The organism is Enterococcus sp. AZ048 (assembly GCF_051715125.1).
Classification (GTDB): domain Bacteria; phylum Bacillota; class Bacilli; order Lactobacillales; family Enterococcaceae; genus Enterococcus_A; species Enterococcus_A gilvus.
In genome coordinates, this window is record NZ_JBIOTD010000001.1 from 594,797 (window position 1) to 611,763 (window position 16,967).

Here is a 16,967-nt window from a genome sequence, read left to right on the forward strand (position 1 = left end):
GAAGGAAATGGAGATAGTCATCGATCAAGTCAATAAAAGCTACGATGAACAAATGATTTTAGAAAATATTTCTCTAACGATCCCCTCTGGCTCCATTATGGGGATCTTAGGGATCAGCGGCGCTGGGAAGTCCACCCTGCTGCGCTGTATCAATGGACTGGAGCAGAGTCAATCCGGCAGTATCCGAATCGGGACGCAGCAGCTGGAGAAGCTGTCTGAAAAGGAATTGCGGGACACGAAGAAAAAAATCGGGATGATCTTCCAAGGCAATTCTTTGATTGAACAAAAAACGATTTTTAAGAATGTCGCCTTGCCCTTGGAGTGCAGCGGGTATGCCAAGGAAGCCATCAACGAACGGGTAGAAGAATTACTGGCAGAGGTGGGGATCGCGGACAAGGCACAGATGAAGCCGCGGCAGCTATCTGGCGGACAAAAGCAGCGTGCGGCGATCGCTCGCGCGCTGACCATGAACCCGGAAATTTTATTGTGCGATGAGGCCACCTCTGCGCTTGACCCGAATATCACGAATGGGATCTTGGACTTATTGCTGCGCTTGAATCAGAAGATGGGGCTGACGATCGTCGTAGTGACCCACCAAATGGAGGTCGTAAAAAAAATCTGTGATCGAGTCGCGATTTTGCAGCAGGGCAAGATCGTAGAGGAGGACACTGTCCAACAGGTCTTTCTCAATCATTCCGAGGTTTTGCAGACGATCACGGGAGAGGAACAATCCAACTTTGGGACACTCAAAGCGGGGCATCGATTGGTAAAGATCGTGACACATCTAGAAGAAGATCTCTTGGCTCTGCTGGTTGATGCCGGGATCAAGACACCGCACTTATTGCAGGCAACGACGGAGCATTTTAAGACAGACAGCCTGACGACGTTAGTGCTTTCGATCTCTGAAGAAGATGCAGAGGTCGTCTGGCAGCTTGCGGAAAAGGGGCATTTTAGTTGTCAGGAGGTGGCGGCTCATGAGTAATTCGGTGTTGTTCACCCAAGTGCTGGTACCGAACTTGATCAGCACGCTGATCATGGTGCTGGTCTCTTCCTTGATCGCGACGATCATCGGCTTCGCTTTGGCAGTCGTCCTGGTCATCACGAATAAAAAGGGCTTGTCTCCCAATGGGACGATCTATCGGTTGTTGGATTTTGTCGTCAATATCATTCGGTCTTTTCCATTCATTATCTTGATGGTGGCACTGATGCCCATGACGCGCTCCATCGTAGGGACGACGATCGGCACCTCCGCGGCGATCGTGCCGCTGACTTTTGCTATGACGCCTTATGTGGCACGACTCTTCGAGAACAATCTGCTGGAGATCAATCCCTATACCTTGGACGCAGCGAAGTCCATCGGCGCGACCCACATGCAGATCATTTTCAAGGTCATGCTGGTGGAGGCTTTTCCTAGTATGATCTCCAGTCTGACCTTGGCGATCATTTCGGTATTGGGCTACACAGCGATGGCGGGAACCGTTGGCGCTGGCGGATTAGGCGCAGTGGCGATCACTTACGGGTATCAGAATTTCGACAATACGATCATGTACAGTACGGTGGTTCTGTTGATCGTCTTCGTCCAGCTCGTTCAATGGATCGGCAATCTTTGTTACAAAAAAGCGAAAAATTAAATCAAAGCAGAGCATCTTTGTGGGAACAGGGGCTCTGCTTTTTGTGATTTCAAAAATCGTCTGTTTTCCCTACCGCAATCAGGTATAATGAAAGAACGATGTTTTTTAGGAGGCGCTATGGGGACAAAACATATGAAGCTGAATTTGCAATATATCAGTATGCAGATTCCTTATTGGATGGGTTTTTCGGTGTTGGGGACATTTACGTCCGTCTTTTTGCTGTCTCGTGACTTTACCAACGGGGAGATCGGGATGGTCTTGTCCTTGGCAAATTTACTGGCAGCACTGGTTCAACCATTTTTAGCATCTTTTGCGGATCGGATGACACGGGTCCGTTTGTCGCAGCTCGCAGCGGGAATGGCTGTTTTGCTGGTGCTTTTTTCGGGGATCTTACTTGTTCTGCCGAAGGTCTTTTTGGTCGTCGCCTTCATCTATGTCTTGATGTACGCCTGCCTGGTCTTGCTGCAGCCCATGACGATCGCGATCGGGACGTTCTTTATCAGCCGCGGCTACAGCTTAAATTTTGGGATTGCACGTGGGCTGGGTTCCTTGGCTTTTGCCGGAGCCGCTGCGGTAACAGGCGTACTGATCGAACGCTTTTCGCCGACGATCATTCTGTATTTATTGATTGGCATTTTTCTCGTCTTCGCTTTGATGGCGCTGTCCATCGATACGCGAAAGCATGGCGGCCAGTATTCCGCGTCACTTTTACAGGAGACGCATCATGAGGGACAGACGACAGAACCGATCGGACTGCTTGCCTTTGCGCAAGAATACAAGCGCTTTATGTTCTTGCTGGTGGGTGTCTCGCTGCTGTTTGTGTTCCATACGATCATCAACAGCTACATGTTCCAGATCATGCAGCCATTAGGCGGGACCGCTGCAAACGCAGGAACGTCCTTATCTGTAGCTGCCTTGAGTGAATTGCCGACGATGTTCTTCTTCTCGTGGTTTTTGCGACGCTTTAAAATCCGTTCGCTGATGCGGATCGCGGCGTTCTTTTTCTCCATTAAAGCACTGCTGATCCTCTTTGCCGGCACGATCTTTTTGATCAATGTCGCCCAGAGTCTGCAAATGGTCGGTTTCGCGATGCATACGATGGCGTCTGTCTATTATACGAATCAAATCATCCCGAAGAAGGATCTAGTCAAAGGGCAAACCTTGATGGCGACCGCCAATACGATCGGTGGGATCATTGGCGCCTTTGTCGGCGGTCAGATGTTGAGCGTTCTCTCCGTGTCCGCGATGCTTCTGATCGGTACGATGATCTCGATCGCTGGGACGTTGATCGTTTGGGTCTCGGTGGAAAAATAACACAAACATTAAAAGAAACGTCTATTTCTATTAGAGGAATAGGCGTTTTGTTTCGTTTATTTTTTTAAATAGGATAGAGTGAAGTTTGTAATGATCGATTAGGATACCGCTTCTGCTTCAATTCAGGAGCAGAAAAAAACAGGTAGCGTGCAATTTTGCACGAACAAGGAGGTCGTTTATGAAACGTTATCGCTATTATCTGATCATTCTTCTGATTGCTGGACTCTTTATTGTTCCGCAATTATGGACGCAAAAAATGATTCTGGGTGCAGATGCCATTTTTCACTACAACCGTTTTTATGAAACGGCAGAGCAGCTCAGGACAGGAAACTTCAGCTATTTTATCTCGATCTTTGGCTTTCAACAATCTGGTCGGATCGTGAATGCCGTGTATGGGCCCTTATTTTCTTATTTACAAGGCTTGCTGGTTTGGCTGGCTGGAAGCTGGTTTCGTTACCAAGTGCTGTCGAATTTTTTGGTGTATGCATTGGCCGGGTGTTCGCTGTTCAAATTGTTGACCTATGACAAAATCAAGGAAAGCACAGCATTGTTTACGGCAGTTATTTTTATGACCACCTACAGTATGAATTACTGGATACTGAATCAAGGATTTACTAGTTGGGGGACGTGCTTACTTCCCTTGTGTCTGATTCCGCTGGTGGATCTGAAGAATCGGCATTTTCCGATTGTAAAGGTTGCATTGAGCATGGCGTTGATGACGCAGATCCATATGCTGACGGCGGTGATGCTGGGCTTGATCTACGCGCCCTTTTTTATTGCCTATGCGCGCGATCGCTGGGGGACCGCACTGGTCGAGCTCGTAAAATCGATTCTTTTATACGGGTGTCTCTCCATCAATGTTTGGATCAGCTTATTCCTGATCAACACGGGGGATCAGTTGAAGATGCCTTTTGTGAATGCGCAAATGAGCCAAAAGGCCATTGATCTAGGCGGCGCCTATTGGCTGCAATACCCGAGAATCCTACGGCTGATATTGATCGTCGGTTTTCTTTGCTGCTTGATTTATTGGCATGAGGTTCAACGGTTTACGAAGCAGTTGCTGATATACAGCGGAATCTTTTTCTTGCTTTCGACAAGTATTCTTCCGTGGAATTGGCTAGTTTCCCATCATGTGCCTTTCGTGACCTTGATCCAATTTCCCTTCCGTTTTTTTGCACCGTTCACGGTGTTGTTTCTGTTCTTCTTTGCGGCTATGATCAATGATCTGACAGGGAAAAAATGGCTTTGGGGTCTGATGCTCCTATTCAGTGTGATCAGCATCGGTCAGAATTTGCAGACCGTGACTCAGGAGTTGGACAAATGGGATCAGCAGACATTTTCCAGTAAGCATACCTTCGTCCGTGTTTCGGAAAAGGAAGCAAGAGAGAGTTTTTATGACGAGGATATGGGAAAAGCGCTGCGAGCGGTTGAAAAATCCAGTCCTGATTATTTGCCGATTTATCACAATGACAAGAAGAATAAGTATGTCAGCTATGAAAAACAACTTCTCGGTCAGCCAAAAACCTTCGCGAAAACGGTCGACAATAATCAGTTGGTGCTCTCGTGGCAAGCGGCGTCTTCCGGGACCGTCCAATTACCGGTGACCATCTACCGAAACACGAAAATCTTCGCAGATGATCGAGAAATCACACCGACCGAGCTATCGAATATCGGGGTGCCGACGATCGAACAGCAAGCAGGGGAAAATACCGTTCGCCTGCGTTACGAACCGCCAAAATACGTAGCGATCGTTTTTGCACTCTGCGCATTGAGCTGGTTGGCTACTATTGTATGGTGCGGGTATCGTTTTTTTACTAGACAGGTTAACTTTGGCAATCTGAAGGACAATCAGGTAAAATACACATACGAAACAAGAGGAGCGGATCACCATGACAAATTACAATAACGAAAAAGACCGTCGTTTACGCGGTTCAATGGCACCAAAAACAGAGGAAGATGTTGCCTTAGCAGGAACAAATTCCAGTGAAACACAAGACAAACCAGAAGCATTGGCCGGCAGTAATTCGGGCGAACCGAAGGAAATTGCCCGCTCTGGTTCAAACGCGGTGGAAGAAGAAGAGCCCCACGAGTCTTTTAAAGACGAAGCGAAAAAGATCTTGAAAGAGATCGAAGAAAAAATCGATCCTAAGAAATAGAGAAAGAACGATCCATGGATAACTATTTAGAGATTTATGCGCACTGGTATCCGCGAAGCTACGGCTTGAAGGACTACCCGACAGAATGTCACGTGACCTACTCTGGCGCGGAACGGAAGGAACGATTTGAAAAGCTGACAGAAGATCAGCAAGCGTTCATCCATCAACAAAGAAAATATGAAGTACGCTCGCTGTTTTTGCAAAAGCACTATTTGCAGACCTCCGACTGGGAATTTGTTGCACTGAATATTGATGACGAATACGAGCGCGGTGTTCACAGTCAATTGACGTGTGCCTGCGGACGGCCGTTGAAATACCAATTCGTGATCGAATCGAAGATCAAGCAGCAGGAGATTCGCTTAGGGATTCAACATTTCAAGGATCATCTGGGCATCTCCCAGCAGGTCGCGGAGGAAATCAAAAAGGGCGTGGCTCATGTAGATTTGGCATTGGATGAATTGCTGTGGCTGACGGAGAAGGGCATCCCTTTTCCCGAGGACCTCTGGCAACGCTATGTGTTTGCCTATTACCGCAACAATACCTTGCGACGGCCCCTTTCTCTGAATCAAAAGCTGGCGGCGCGGGTCGTTCGTTTCCGTGATGCAAAGATGCCGTTGTTTATCGGGGATTACCTCAGTGTCGTGACGGAGATCAACCAAGTGGACCGCGAAGCCTTTGATCGGCAGGAGAAGAATTTCTTAGCAGATAAAACAGTGTTTGAATCGTATTTAGAGGATTTTCAGCAAGACATCCAAGCCCCTGTCTATCTGGAACGGAAATTTTGGGGACGGAAGCTAACGGACTTCATTCGTCTGGAACGTTATGGTACGGAAACCTATCCAGAAGCGAAGAAGCGGTATTTCGATGATCTGCTTTCTTTCTTGCTTGTGCTGAAGGACCCTAAAAAAGCGGAACGGAGCATTCGCAGTTTTGTGCTTTTCCATGAGAAAAAATATGGCAATGCTGAACTGACAGCTTTTCTGATTGAAAAATATCAGCAGTATCACTTTTCCCAAAATTTCTTCTTAGCGATCCCGAAGGTTTATCGTGCCGGGATTCGCAAGGCGATCCAACGAAAGCAAAAGAATTAAAAAGAAGTTCCAAGCCGAATTTGAGCTTGGAACTTCTTTTTAGTTGAGCTTATAGCGCAGCACCGTTTTTTGTTTTTCAGGCGCGACTTTTCGCGGATCGGAAAGGTAGATTTCCCGATGGATGTAGTTTCCCATCGTGCGGGTTTTTTGCAGCTCGTTTTCCTCCATGAAGGCGTGCATTTTGGCAAAGGTCGCTGGCTCGTCATCGTAGGAACCGAGGTGGATCGTCTGTACCACACGTCCTTCTTCGTATTCGATGAAGACGGCTTCTTTGATAAAAGGATTTTGTTTCTTTTTGAAGGTTGGTTCAACGATCGCCAGAAAATCTTCCTTGGAGATGCGATCGGGTTGGCGGATCATGATCTGGTAGATCAATTCATCTTTAATGATCGGTCCGTCGCCAGGATCTGTTTCAGAAGTCCAGACTCCCTCTAACGGATAAACGGTGTATTCAAAAGGATCACCGATCTCGCCTTTTTTTACTTTCATCCGCAAGGCGTAAGAGAGAGCATAGAGCGCGCCGATTTGTTCTGCAAATAACGCGCTGTTGGGGTCGCCATGACCGGATAAGCAGATAAAGTTATACGCTGGAATCGTCTGGATCTCGATTTTTTTCGGTAGATACATTTGCTTTTCAGCTTTTCGCCATTCATGCTTCATTGTTTTGCTCCTCCAGTAACTGTTCTAAAACAACCATCACGCCAGAATCGTTATTTGACGGTGCGCGGTGCTTAGCGGTCTCGATCACTGCGGGACTGCTCGCTGCCATCGCATAGCTGTTCGGTGTTAACCCGAGCATCTCCAGATCGTTGTTTGCATCGCCGAAAGCAGCCAGATGCTCCGAAGAGACATGCCAACGGTCCAACAGCCATTGGATCGCGGCCCCTTTGTTCATTCCTGGGATAATGATATCCACACTGCCGTGACCGCTGGCGACGGCTTTGATCTCGTCCTTAAAGACGTCATTCATCTCAGTGACGAAGGCGGCGACTCTGTCTATAGGCAGGTCTAAAGCGAATTTTACAAAACGGTCCTCAGAAGGCAGCTCATCAAAGGAATCCAGTTCCTTTAGACGGTGATAATAGACGCGAGAAAAATCGCGAATCGCTTGCGGGGTCTCTTTCAAAATATACGCCGAATCAATCCCGCAGACGATCACGTCAAGGTCCAGCTCATGAGCAGCTATAAAGGCCAGTATTCGTTCGACTCGTTCGGGTGAAAAGCTTTTGCTGCGAAGCAAACGTCCCTGCTCAAAAATCAACGCCCCATTTTCCGACACGAACGTGAGCTGGTCTTCATGTTCTGGGAAGAAGGACTTCAGTTGATAATATTGATTCCCGCTGGCGACGATGAAATGAATCTGGTGCTCTTGGAACCGCTTAAATAAGTTGGCGAAGCGTTCGTTATCATAGGTATTATCTGACCTTAAAAAAGTTCCGTCCATATCAACGGCAATTGCTTGGATCATTGTATTCCTCCTTATTCGTAGTTGCTGATAAAACCAGTGTACGTGATTTGAATAAATAACGCAAAAAACAATCAATAGACTGTGTAATCTTTGGATTTTATGGGATAATATAGGGTGCACGTACCACATTAGTAGGAGTTGAGATGGGATGTTTGATTCGCAAAAAGTGAAAGATCTAAATGAATTGGAGTTGATCGTTTATACCTTTATCGTGGAAAATATGGAACGCATAGGGCGTCTGACGATCCGTGACCTTTCTGACAGCTGCCATGTCTCTACGTCAACAATTTTACGATGCCTAAATAAGCTCGGATATTCGGGCTATACAGAGTTCAAGTATGCACTAAAGGAAAATCTTTCACGAAAGGGCCAATCTTTTGAAGCCTTTTATGATGCGACGGTCCATGTCGACGCGTTTCTAAAAAAAGTCAACAATGAAGGGTATCACACGGTGATCGATCCTGCGATCGACTTGATCGTCGGCAGTAAACATCTTGTTTTTACAGGAATAGGGACAAGCGGGACGCTGGGAACCTACGGCGCACGCTATTTTTCAAATCTGCAATTCAATGCCTATGCCATTACCGATCCCTTTATCCCTGTGCCGACACGGGGCTTGGATACGACGCTTGTCGTGGTGCTTTCTGTTTCTGGAAAAACAACGGAGATCATCAAGCAGATCGAGGATTTCAGACGGTACGGTGCCAAAATTTTGAGCATCACCAACGATCAGCATTCCATTATTGCTCAGATGGCCGATTTTAATATTTCTTATTATATGCCGGAGGTTTCGGGTCCTGATCCGAACGATGAGGCCATCAACTTGACCACACAGGTCCCCGTCATCGCTTTGCTGGAGATATTGGCCCATCAATCGTATCAACGAGACAATCACTAAAAAGCCAACCGATTTTTTTAAAAGTAGCAGCCGGGCTGTCCAAAACAGTCGGGCTGTTTTTTTTATTGGAACATGTTTCTGACGATTCCAGAAGTATTCCAATCGCAGAAAGCATCGCTTATGATAATACTGTAAACGGATACAAAAAATGCGAATGGCCATCGCTGCAAAAAAATTATTTTATTTAAGGAGAATTATTTATGAATAACTTTATCAATGAGAAATTATTACCCCCGATTCTAAAATTTGTAAATACAAAAGCAATCACGGCGTTGCGTAACGGGATGCTGTACACGATGCCCTTTACGATCGTTGGTTCCGTCTTCTTACTTTTAGCGAATTTCCCGATTCCCGCAGTTTCAGAGTGGGTTGCCAGCAGCGGTTTAGATGTTTATTTTAACGAAGCATTCGGAGCATCCTTTGCAATTATGTCGATTTTTGCTGTCATGGGTATCGCGAACTCTTATGTAAAAGAAGAAGGCTTTGAAGGCTTGCCCGCTGGGATGATCGCGCTAGTGGTCTTCTTGTTGACACAGCATTCAACTGCAACAAATGCAGAAACAAACGCAGTCGTATCGAACGTCATCGACAAGACATGGACAGGTGGTCAAGGAATGATCAGTGCGATCCTGGTTGGTCTATTCGTTGGTTGGGCGTATTCTTGGTTCTTGAAACGCGACATTCGGATCAAATTACCAGAACAAGTACCTGCAAACGTAGCAAACTCATTTACCGCATTGATTCCAGCAGCGGTGATCACCACCTTCTCATTGATCGTCTATGTGATTTTTGACAAAGTCTTCAATACAACAGTTGTAGAAGCTATTTATAAAGTGATCCAAACACCGATGCAAGGGGTGACCGATACCTTTGGCGGTGCTATGATGCTCGGTTTCCTAGTACCATTCTTGTGGTTCTTCGGCGTTCACGGATCAACATTGGTCGGCGGGATCATGGGTCCGATCTTGCAAGCGAACTCATTAGAAAACACAGCGATTTTAAATTCAGGAAAAGAATTGACCGTTGCCAATGGCGGACACATCGTGACACAACAATTTTTGGACCAATTCATGACTGTTACTGGCGCAGGGATGACGATCGGGATCGTGATGTTCATGGTCATGTTCGCTCGCTCCGCGCAGTTTAAACAATTAGGGCGTTTGGCCTTGCTGCCCGCATTCTTTAATATCAACGAACCGATTTTATTTGCGACACCTATCGTAATGAATCCAATCATGGCTCTGCCATTTATTTTGACACCGATGATTTCAGGAGTCATCACGTACTTCTCCTTGTATTCAGGTCTCGTGCCATTATTTACCGCGGTACAAGTACCATGGACAACACCGCCGATCATTTCTGGTTTCTTAGTTGGTGGATGGAGAACCGCATTGTTGCAGGCAGTCGTATTAGTGTTAGGCTTCTTTATCTACCTGCCATTTGTTCGTAAAGTGGATTCATTGAACTACCTGCAAGAAAAAGGTGAAAGCATGGAACAAATCGAGAAGGAATTGGAAAACGGAGAAAAAACCGCAGACGGACAAGCAACGGTTTAAACAAAAGAGGATTGAAGAGGTAGGCTTATGAGTATTTTTAAAGAGAACTTTTTATGGGGCGGCGCAGTTGCCGCCCATCAATTAGAAGGCGGATGGCAAGATGGCGGAAAGGGCGTCAGTGTAGCTGATGTGATGACCGTCGGTGCCCATGGCGTTCCGCGCCGCATTACAAACGGAGTGCTAGAAGGAGAAAATTACCCCAATCATGAGGCCATTGATTTTTACGGCCGTTATAAAGAAGACGTAAAATTATTTGCTGAGTTGGGCTTGAAATGTTTTCGTACATCCATCGCTTGGACGCGTATCTTCCCCAAGGGTGACGAAGCAGAGCCGAACGAAGCAGGGCTGCAGTTTTACGATGACCTCTTCGATGAATGTCTAAAGTATGGGATCGAACCCGTGATCACCTTGTCGCATTTTGAGATGCCTTATCATTTAGTGACCGAATATGGCGGTTGGAAAAATCGGAAGATGATCGACTTCTTCGCCCGTTTTTCAGAAGTCTGCTTCACGCGCTATAAAGACAAAGTGACGTACTGGATGACCTTCAATGAGATCAATAACCAAACGAACTATTACGAAGATTTTGCCCCATTCACGAATTCTGGTCTAAAATTTGATGCGGAAGATGATCGGGAAAAAATCATGTACCAAGCGGCGCATTATGAGCTGGTGGCAAGTGCTAAAGCGATCGAGATCGGACACCAGATCAATCCAAACTTTGAGATCGGCTGTATGATCGCCATGGTACCGATCTATCCCTATTCGTGCAGTCCATCAGATATGATGGCGGCGACAGTGGCGATGCAGCGTCGGTACTGGTTCACAGATGTTCATTGCAAAGGGCGTTATCCGAGTTATATGAAGGCGTACTTTGATCGAAAACAATTCGACTTAGATATTACGACAGAAGATGAAGTGCAATTGACGAAAGGGACCGTTGATTACATCGGGTTCAGCTACTATATGTCTTTTGCTGTGAAGGATCATGACAAAGGACCTGCGTACGATTATGACGAAGCGCATGATTTAGTAGAAAATCCTTACGTCAAAGCATCAGAATGGGGCTGGCAAATCGATCCTACAGGATTGCGATATGCCATGAATTGGTTCAATGATCGATACGAGCTGCCGCTATTCATCGTAGAGAACGGCTTTGGGGCAGTAGATGAGATCGGTGACGACGGTGAGATCCACGACGAGTATCGAATCGATTATTTACGGGAGCACATTGAAGCCATGCAAGAAGCAGTCATTTATGACGGCATCGATTTGATGGGGTATACACCTTGGGGCTTTATTGATTTGGTTTCTGCCGGGACGGGTGAAATGAAAAAACGGTACGGCTTCATTTATGTCGATAAAAACAATGAGGGTCAAGGGACATTAGAACGTAGTAAAAAGGATTCGTTTTATTGGTTCCAAAATGTGATCGCCAGCAATGGCGAAAAGCTTTAGGAGGAATAAGGATGAGTGAAAAAACGATTATGTTGATCTGCAACGCTGGAATGAGTACCAGCATGTTAGTGACGAAGATGCAAAAAGCCGCAGAAACGCAAGGACTGGACGTAGATATTTTTGCGATCGCTGCCGCAGAGGCGACAAATAAGCTGGAACAAAGAAAAATCGACACCGTCTTATTGGGTCCGCAAGTCCGCTTCATGCAAAAGCAATTTGAAGAAAAGCTGACACCTCTGGGGATTCCGGTAGAGGTCATCAATATGACTGATTATGGAATGATGAATGGTGAAAAGGTACTGGGTCAAGCGATCAGTATGATCAACAGCTAGATCCTGCAATGAAAAAATGAAGGGGGTACCCTATGGAACAAGAAAATTTAGAAGCAGTCATGGGATTGATTATTCATGGCGGCAATGCCAAAAGCAATGCGATGGAAGCCATCCAAGAAGCAAAGGATGGGGAGTTCCAATTAGCCGATGAAAAAATCAAACAAGCAGAGGAATCACTTGTCGAAGCGCATCACTCACAAACAGGATTGTTAACAAAAGAAGCGCAAGGCGAACACCTCGACCTGAACCTCCTGACTGTCCACAGTCAAGACCATCTGATGACCTCCATTGCCTTTACCGACTTGGCAAAAGAAATCATCGATGTCTACAGAAAAATAAGTGCATAAAAAATCCCACACCCTGCTTCCCTAAATCAAGGTGTGGGATTTTTGCGAGTTCCACTTCGCGTTTTGCGCGATTAGTGGAATCGTATGCGCAGGAAAACAAGCAGACATTCGTGGTTTACATTTGACGAATAAAGGCAATTTTCTCTTGGATTGATGCTATCTCAGTGTCGATAGCAGTCAGAAAATCCATGATCTCTTGCTTTTCTTCTTTTGAGTGGATGTTTTTGACATTGATCTTTTCAAAGTTTTCTTGGATCGTTTTTAAATTGATCAAACTTCCCGTCACATGCATCTTCTTATTGATATTTTCAATTGTGTCCAAAACCCAACTTCCTTCCCCGAGCGGTCTCACTTTCTCATCTTCAGTCCCCCGACTAGATGCTTTTACGGTTTGATATAGGCATAGCCCTTTGCTTGCAGTTCGATCAAATCCAATACACCTGCAGGAACGACGACGACATTGTCTGGTAGCTGTTCCTTCGTGATCTTATTGGCACGCATTGCATTGTTGCAGGCATGGAAGGTCACGCCTTCCGTGGCGATAAATGCTTGATTTTCCGGTGAGAGATACCCGTTGATTGCTTTTCCATTTACTAAAACAATGATAGCGATTTTATAGGGTTCTTTCAATAAGTTTTTAACATTGCTGGCTGTTTCAGCCCATTTTTCTAAGTCATCAATATGGAATACGACGTTCATTTTTACACCTTATTTCTTAATAATCATGTTGATTGCTTGTTCTAATTTTTGTGCCTGTTCTTCAGGGTTATTGTCAGGATTTTCAAAACAGTTCTTCAGATTTTCGGCTACGATCATCCCCATCACGCGATCAATACTTGAGCGTACCGCGCTTAATTGAGTGATGATATCCATACATTCCTTCTCCTCATCGATCATTTTCTGCACTCCGCGAATCTGCCCTTCCGTTCGTTTTAAGCGGTTGAGAATCTTTTTGTCTTCAATCTCCACGCACGTTCACTTCCCTTATCTCTCTAGTTAAGAAGAATATACCTACTCAGGGTATATTTCGTCAAGTAGATTGTTTTTCAACCCATTTGTATGAAAACAGAGTAGTTGACAGAAAAGCTTTCTTTGTGGTAAAAATACCCTGCTAGGTATTTTTGATAAAGAAAAAGGAGGCTGTAAAATGTTTCAGCTATTTAAACGAATCCCGACCATTTCAACACAGGAGTTGGCTGAAAGAATGGATCAATCCATCTCTTTGCTTGATGTTCGTACAGCAGAGGAATACCGTAGAGGGCATATTGCAAAGGCGAAAAATTATCCATTGAATAGGATCGATCGCTACCAGGGGGAAGAAAAGGAAGTGTATGTCATTTGCCAATCTGGCATGCGCAGCAAGCAAGCAGCCAAGGTGTTACTGAAAAAAGGGTATCACGTAACGAATGTTCAAGGCGGAATGAATCGTTGGCAAGGTGCCACTAGAGGAGGAAAATAGAATGAAAATTATCATTGTAGGTGGCGTGGCAGGCGGTATGTCCGCGGCAACGCGTCTGCGTCGCTTAATGGAGGATGCGGAGATCCTCGTTCTGGAAAAGGGGCCGTTTGTCTCGTTTGCCAATTGTGGATTGCCTTATTATGTTTCTGGTGAAATCGCTGATCGAGAAGCGTTATTGGTCCAGACACCGGAATCCTTAAGTGCCCGCTTCAATCTGGATGTTCGTCCGTTTCATGAAGTCACAGCTATTTCTCCCGATAAGAAGACCGTAACGATCAAAAATGAGCAAGGTACTTTTGAAGAGACCTATGACAAGCTGATCTTATCCCCAGGAGCAAAACCGTTGATCCCAGAAATGGCAGGAGTAACGGAAGCAACCAATGTGTATAGTTTGCGCAATGTGCCTGACTTAGATCAGATCATGGCCGCTTTAGCGATGAAGCCGGCGACAGCTACAGTGATCGGAGCTGGATTTATTGGGCTGGAAATGGCAGAAAATTTGAGTTCACGGGGCATAAAGGTGACGGTGGTTGAAAAAGCCCCCCATGTTTTACCGCCATTAGACGAAGAAATGGCCGCCTTTGTCCAGAACGAACTGATTCGTAACGACGTTCGCGTCATCACTGGAGAATCGGCACAATCTTTTACTGAACAGGGACAAAAAATAGTTTTAACAAACGGAGAAGTGTTACAGTCAGATATGACGATTCTTTCAGTAGGTGTACGCCCTGAAAGCAGTCTAGCCAAAGACGCAGGCATAAAAACCGGTTTAGGCGGCGGCATCATGGTAGATGAAACTTATCAAACCAGTGTATCGGACATTTACGCAGTCGGTGACGCCATCGTAGTGAAGCAGCAGATCAGCGAAGAGGATGCACTGATCGCGCTAGCTTCTCCAGCAAATCGTCAAGGCCGGCAAGTGGCGGATGTTATTGCCGGCTTGAAGCGAAGCAACCGCGGGAGTATCGGTACAGCAATCGTGCGTGTGTTTGACCTTGCGGCAGCCTCAACCGGTCTGAGTGAACGAACCGTTAAACAGTCGGGATTAGACTATCAAGTGGTCCATGTTTCTGGAAAAGATCATGCGAGTTATTACCCAGGTGCCAGCGAGTTAACGTTAAAACTGGTGTTTGAACCAAAAACGGGGAAACTATATGGCGCACAAGGTGTCGGCGGGAAGGGCATCGACAAGCGTATCGACATTTTGGCTACAGCTATTAAAGGTGGATTGACGATTTTCGATTTGCCGGAATTAGAATTCACCTATGCCCCGCCGTTTGGTTCTGCGAAAGATCCTGTAAACATGTTAGGATACGCGGCAATCAACCTGTCTGAAGGCATCAGTGATTCGATCCAATGGTCTCAATTGAAGGAAGCGCAGGAAAAGGGCTATCAGCTATTAGATGTTCGAAATCCTGAAGAATTAGCCAATGGCCGCTTTCCCGATGCGCTTTCGATTCCTTTGAATCAATTAAGAGAAAGAGTTTCTGAATTAGATCCAACCAAGGCGTACATCGTCAGCTGCCACAGCGGGCTGCGAAGCTATGTGGCTGAACGCTTGCTCAAGCAAAAAGGACTCAAAGTAAAAAATTTGGATGGCGCGTTTGCGCTGTATAAAACGGTAAGACCGGAGGAATTACTTTATGACTAGTTCAATCGCAATGAAGGATTTTTACCCACTCGCACAACAAGAAGAAATCGCGATCCTTGATGTTCGTGAGTCGTATGAATATGAAATGGGGCACGTCCCCAAAGCAAAAAACGTTCCATTAAGTCAGCTAGCGAATGCAATGAAAACACTTGATCCAGAAAAAAAGTATTACCTCATTTGCCAATCAGGAGCGCGCTCAGAAAACGCGTGCGGCCTGTTAAGCAATCATGGCTACAACGTGACAACTGTTTTAGGCGGCACTTCAGCCTGGCCAGGTGAATTGACACGATGAGTTCATTTTTTAAAATTTAGCACTAAGAGACACCAGTTACTTTCGAGTAATTGGTGTTTTTATTTTGATTCGTTTGCTTTTATTTAAAAAAATTAGTTCTACAGATTGACAAAATGAAAGTAAATGATAATATAAGAGTGTAAATAAAAATAAAAAGGAGTAAACAAATGATTGAACTAAAGAAATTAGCAAATATGGTGGATCACACATTATTAAAAGCGGATGCAACTAAAGAAGGGTTTGAGAGATTGTGTAGAGAAGCGGATGAATATGGGTTCAAAATGGTAGCGATCAACTCTTATCCAGTTGCGATGTGTCGGGATTTTTTGAAGGATAGTGACGTTCATGTAGGGGCGGCGATCGGATTTCCATTAGGGCAAACGACGATTGAAACGAAAGTATTTGAGGTGCAGGATGCCATTAAAAATGGGGCAGACGAAATTGATTACGTGATCAATATCGGCAAATTAAAGGAAGGTGATAATGCGTATATTCGTGAAGAAATGAAAGCAATCGTAAATGCTTCCCGTGAAGGCAAGATCCTTAGCAAAGTCATTCTAGAAACGTGCTATTTAACAAATGAAGAAAAAATCACTGTTTGTGAAATCGCTAAGGAAATCAAACCTGATTTTGTAAAAACATCCACAGGATTCGGTACAAACGGCGCTACAGTGGAAGATGTCGCACTCATGAAAAAGGTTGTTGGAGATGAGGTAAAGGTAAAGGCTGCTGGAGGGATTCGTGATTTAGACACCGCGCTAAAAATGGTAAAAGCTGGGGCAGAACGATTAGGAACAAGTTCGGGTATCAAAATTGTGGAAGAGTATAAACAGTCGATAAAGGAGTAAATAAATGACAGAAATTCGCGATGTATTGAAAGCAGCATTCATAAATTTTGATTTAAAAGCGATTGAAAAACAGGCAGCGATCATTGAACTTGTGAGCACCTTCGTTTCAGAAGGTGTTGTTGAAAATGAGAACGTTTACTTGGATGCTGTAATGAAGAGAGAAGAAGAAAGTACCACCGGGATCGGCTTTGGGGTGGCGATCCCTCACGGAAAGAGTACTGCTGTAACCGTTCCAGCGCTGGCATTTGGACGGAGTCATGTAGGGATTCAGTACGATTCGATGGATGGCAAGCCAGTCCATCTGATGTTTTTGATCGCCGTACCTGAAACGTCAAATGACGAGCACCTGAGAATTTTAAGCAAACTCTCCCGTAAACTAATGCATGAGGATGTCCGTCAAAAGCTGATGACTGCCACAAATGTAGAAGAAATCTATCAGATTTTTGAATAGGAAAGGGTGGAAAAA

General features: G+C 45.3%; 21 protein-coding genes. 16 read left to right on the plus strand and 5 right to left on the minus strand.

Annotated elements, in window-relative coordinates; all coding sequences use genetic code 11:
- The first annotated feature begins 7 nt into the window (after positions 1-7).
- The 6 genes from IGI66_RS02975 to IGI66_RS03000 all read left to right on the plus strand — a co-directional run bounded on the left by IGI66_RS02975 (position 8) and on the right by IGI66_RS03000 (position 6,192).
- Positions 8-982 (plus strand): methionine ABC transporter ATP-binding protein, encoded by a 975-nt coding sequence (locus tag IGI66_RS02975; protein WP_438847516.1) that lies wholly within the window; start codon positions 8-10, stop codon positions 980-982.
- A complete protein-coding gene (locus tag IGI66_RS02980) occupies positions 975-1,631 on the plus strand; it encodes a methionine ABC transporter permease (protein ID WP_010781775.1) in 657 nt (218 codons plus the stop codon). The genes IGI66_RS02975 and IGI66_RS02980 overlap by 8 nt, the downstream gene beginning before the upstream one ends.
- Before the next feature lie 117 nt (positions 1,632-1,748).
- Positions 1,749-2,945: an MFS transporter gene (locus IGI66_RS02985; protein WP_438847519.1), complete on the plus strand. Its 1,197-nt coding sequence runs from the start codon at positions 1,749-1,751 to the stop codon at positions 2,943-2,945.
- Positions 2,946-3,123: 178 nt separating this feature from the next.
- Entirely contained in the window at positions 3,124-4,851 is a 1,728-nt protein-coding gene (locus IGI66_RS02990) for a hypothetical protein (RefSeq protein WP_438847521.1), read from the plus strand.
- Entirely contained in the window at positions 4,835-5,101 is a 267-nt protein-coding gene (locus tag IGI66_RS02995; protein ID WP_010781772.1) for a hypothetical protein, read from the plus strand. Before IGI66_RS02990 ends, IGI66_RS02995 begins: the two co-directional genes overlap by 17 nt.
- A gap of 14 nt (positions 5,102-5,115) precedes the next feature.
- Positions 5,116-6,192 carry a hypothetical protein gene (locus IGI66_RS03000; protein ID WP_438847523.1) on the plus strand — a complete coding sequence of 359 codons (1,077 nt, stop codon included), beginning with the start codon at positions 5,116-5,118 and terminating at the stop codon, positions 6,190-6,192.
- A gap of 39 nt (positions 6,193-6,231) precedes the next feature.
- Here the strand turns inward: IGI66_RS03000 and IGI66_RS03005 are convergent, their stop codons facing one another.
- Positions 6,232-6,852: a GyrI-like domain-containing protein gene (locus tag IGI66_RS03005; RefSeq protein ID WP_438847525.1), complete on the minus strand. Its 621-nt coding sequence runs from the start codon at positions 6,850-6,852 to the stop codon at positions 6,232-6,234.
- The gene (locus IGI66_RS03010) at positions 6,842-7,660 is read right to left on the minus strand and encodes a Cof-type HAD-IIB family hydrolase (RefSeq protein ID WP_438847527.1); all 819 of its coding nucleotides are present in this window, start codon (positions 7,658-7,660) and stop codon (positions 6,842-6,844) included. Before IGI66_RS03010 ends, IGI66_RS03005 begins: the two co-directional genes overlap by 11 nt.
- A gap of 148 nt (positions 7,661-7,808) precedes the next feature.
- On the opposite strand from IGI66_RS03010, the gene IGI66_RS03015 reads away from it, so the two are divergent.
- The 5 genes from IGI66_RS03015 to IGI66_RS03035 all read left to right on the plus strand — a co-directional run bounded on the left by IGI66_RS03015 (position 7,809) and on the right by IGI66_RS03035 (position 12,251).
- Positions 7,809-8,558 (plus strand): MurR/RpiR family transcriptional regulator, encoded by a 750-nt coding sequence (locus tag IGI66_RS03015; RefSeq protein WP_086305446.1) that lies wholly within the window; start codon positions 7,809-7,811, stop codon positions 8,556-8,558.
- 200 nt (positions 8,559-8,758) lie between these two features.
- Positions 8,759-10,114, plus strand: a complete 1,356-nt coding sequence (locus IGI66_RS03020) for a PTS sugar transporter subunit IIC (RefSeq protein ID WP_010781767.1) — start codon at positions 8,759-8,761, stop codon at positions 10,112-10,114.
- A 27-nt stretch (positions 10,115-10,141) separates the two neighbouring features.
- Positions 10,142-11,572 carry a 6-phospho-beta-glucosidase gene (locus IGI66_RS03025; RefSeq protein ID WP_010781766.1) on the plus strand — a complete coding sequence of 477 codons (1,431 nt, stop codon included), beginning with the start codon at positions 10,142-10,144 and terminating at the stop codon, positions 11,570-11,572.
- Positions 11,573-11,583: 11 nt separating this feature from the next.
- Positions 11,584-11,904, plus strand: coding sequence for a PTS sugar transporter subunit IIB (locus IGI66_RS03030; RefSeq protein WP_438847529.1), 321 nt, complete (start codon positions 11,584-11,586; stop codon positions 11,902-11,904).
- Between the two features lie 32 nt (positions 11,905-11,936).
- Entirely contained in the window at positions 11,937-12,251 is a 315-nt protein-coding gene (locus IGI66_RS03035) for a PTS lactose/cellobiose transporter subunit IIA (protein ID WP_316407625.1), read from the plus strand.
- A 115-nt stretch (positions 12,252-12,366) separates the two neighbouring features.
- Here the strand turns inward: IGI66_RS03035 and IGI66_RS03040 are convergent, their stop codons facing one another.
- From IGI66_RS03040 to IGI66_RS03050, 3 genes are all read right to left on the minus strand, one after another.
- Positions 12,367-12,573 carry a hypothetical protein gene (locus IGI66_RS03040; protein ID WP_010781763.1) on the minus strand — a complete coding sequence of 69 codons (207 nt, stop codon included), beginning with the start codon at positions 12,571-12,573 and terminating at the stop codon, positions 12,367-12,369.
- A 62-nt stretch (positions 12,574-12,635) separates the two neighbouring features.
- Positions 12,636-12,950, minus strand: coding sequence for a DsrE family protein (locus IGI66_RS03045; RefSeq protein ID WP_010781762.1), 315 nt, complete (start codon positions 12,948-12,950; stop codon positions 12,636-12,638).
- Positions 12,951-12,959: 9 nt separating this feature from the next.
- A complete protein-coding gene (locus tag IGI66_RS03050) occupies positions 12,960-13,220 on the minus strand; it encodes a metal-sensitive transcriptional regulator (protein WP_086305450.1) in 261 nt (86 codons plus the stop codon).
- Between the two features lie 178 nt (positions 13,221-13,398).
- Between IGI66_RS03050 and IGI66_RS03055 the strand changes: the two genes are divergently transcribed.
- The 5 genes from IGI66_RS03055 (at position 13,399) to IGI66_RS03075 (ending at position 16,952) form a co-directional block, all read left to right on the plus strand.
- Positions 13,399-13,710, plus strand: a complete 312-nt coding sequence (locus IGI66_RS03055; RefSeq protein WP_438847531.1) for a rhodanese-like domain-containing protein — start codon at positions 13,399-13,401, stop codon at positions 13,708-13,710.
- Position 13,711: 1 nt separating this feature from the next.
- Positions 13,712-15,361: an FAD-dependent oxidoreductase gene (locus IGI66_RS03060; RefSeq protein WP_438847532.1), complete on the plus strand. Its 1,650-nt coding sequence runs from the start codon at positions 13,712-13,714 to the stop codon at positions 15,359-15,361.
- Positions 15,354-15,653, plus strand: coding sequence for a rhodanese-like domain-containing protein (locus tag IGI66_RS03065; protein WP_438847534.1), 300 nt, complete (start codon positions 15,354-15,356; stop codon positions 15,651-15,653). Before IGI66_RS03060 ends, IGI66_RS03065 begins: the two co-directional genes overlap by 8 nt.
- A gap of 167 nt (positions 15,654-15,820) precedes the next feature.
- Positions 15,821-16,501, plus strand: a complete 681-nt coding sequence (gene deoC, locus IGI66_RS03070; RefSeq protein ID WP_438847536.1) for a deoxyribose-phosphate aldolase — start codon at positions 15,821-15,823, stop codon at positions 16,499-16,501.
- 4 nt (positions 16,502-16,505) lie between these two features.
- Positions 16,506-16,952, plus strand: a complete 447-nt coding sequence (locus IGI66_RS03075; RefSeq protein ID WP_438847538.1) for a PTS sugar transporter subunit IIA — start codon at positions 16,506-16,508, stop codon at positions 16,950-16,952.
- Positions 16,953-16,967 lie beyond the last annotated feature (15 nt).

Excerpts from the sequence above, each read along its gene's own strand:
- IGI66_RS03030 (WP_438847529.1), top strand. The coding sequence starts at position 11,584 with ATGAGTGAAAAAACGATTATGTTGATCTGCAACGCTGGAATGAGTACC.
- IGI66_RS02990 (WP_438847521.1), top strand. The coding sequence starts at position 3,124 with ATGAAACGTTATCGCTATTATCTGATCATTCTTCTGATTGCTGGACTC.
- IGI66_RS02995 (WP_010781772.1), top strand. The coding sequence starts at position 4,835 with ATGACAAATTACAATAACGAAAAAGACCGTCGTTTACGCGGTTCAATG.
- IGI66_RS03020 (WP_010781767.1), top strand. The coding sequence starts at position 8,759 with ATGAATAACTTTATCAATGAGAAATTATTACCCCCGATTCTAAAATTT.
- IGI66_RS02985 (WP_438847519.1), top strand. The coding sequence starts at position 1,749 with ATGGGGACAAAACATATGAAGCTGAATTTGCAATATATCAGTATGCAG.
- deoC (WP_438847536.1), top strand. The coding sequence starts at position 15,821 with ATGATTGAACTAAAGAAATTAGCAAATATGGTGGATCACACATTATTA.
- IGI66_RS03075 (WP_438847538.1), top strand. The coding sequence starts at position 16,506 with ATGACAGAAATTCGCGATGTATTGAAAGCAGCATTCATAAATTTTGAT.
- IGI66_RS03000 (WP_438847523.1), top strand. The coding sequence starts at position 5,116 with ATGGATAACTATTTAGAGATTTATGCGCACTGGTATCCGCGAAGCTAC.
- IGI66_RS03010 (WP_438847527.1), bottom strand. The coding sequence starts at position 7,660 with ATGATCCAAGCAATTGCCGTTGATATGGACGGAACTTTTTTAAGGTCA.
- IGI66_RS03025 (WP_010781766.1), top strand. The coding sequence starts at position 10,142 with ATGAGTATTTTTAAAGAGAACTTTTTATGGGGCGGCGCAGTTGCCGCC.
- IGI66_RS03065 (WP_438847534.1), top strand. The coding sequence starts at position 15,354 with ATGACTAGTTCAATCGCAATGAAGGATTTTTACCCACTCGCACAACAA.
- IGI66_RS03060 (WP_438847532.1), top strand. The coding sequence starts at position 13,712 with ATGAAAATTATCATTGTAGGTGGCGTGGCAGGCGGTATGTCCGCGGCA.
- IGI66_RS03015 (WP_086305446.1), top strand. The coding sequence starts at position 7,809 with ATGTTTGATTCGCAAAAAGTGAAAGATCTAAATGAATTGGAGTTGATC.
- IGI66_RS03035 (WP_316407625.1), top strand. The coding sequence starts at position 11,937 with ATGGAACAAGAAAATTTAGAAGCAGTCATGGGATTGATTATTCATGGC.
- IGI66_RS03045 (WP_010781762.1), bottom strand. The coding sequence starts at position 12,950 with ATGAACGTCGTATTCCATATTGATGACTTAGAAAAATGGGCTGAAACA.
- IGI66_RS02975 (WP_438847516.1), top strand. The coding sequence starts at position 8 with ATGGAGATAGTCATCGATCAAGTCAATAAAAGCTACGATGAACAAATG.
- IGI66_RS03055 (WP_438847531.1), top strand. The coding sequence starts at position 13,399 with ATGTTTCAGCTATTTAAACGAATCCCGACCATTTCAACACAGGAGTTG.
- IGI66_RS03005 (WP_438847525.1), bottom strand. The coding sequence starts at position 6,852 with ATGAAGCATGAATGGCGAAAAGCTGAAAAGCAAATGTATCTACCGAAA.
- IGI66_RS02980 (WP_010781775.1), top strand. The coding sequence starts at position 975 with ATGAGTAATTCGGTGTTGTTCACCCAAGTGCTGGTACCGAACTTGATC.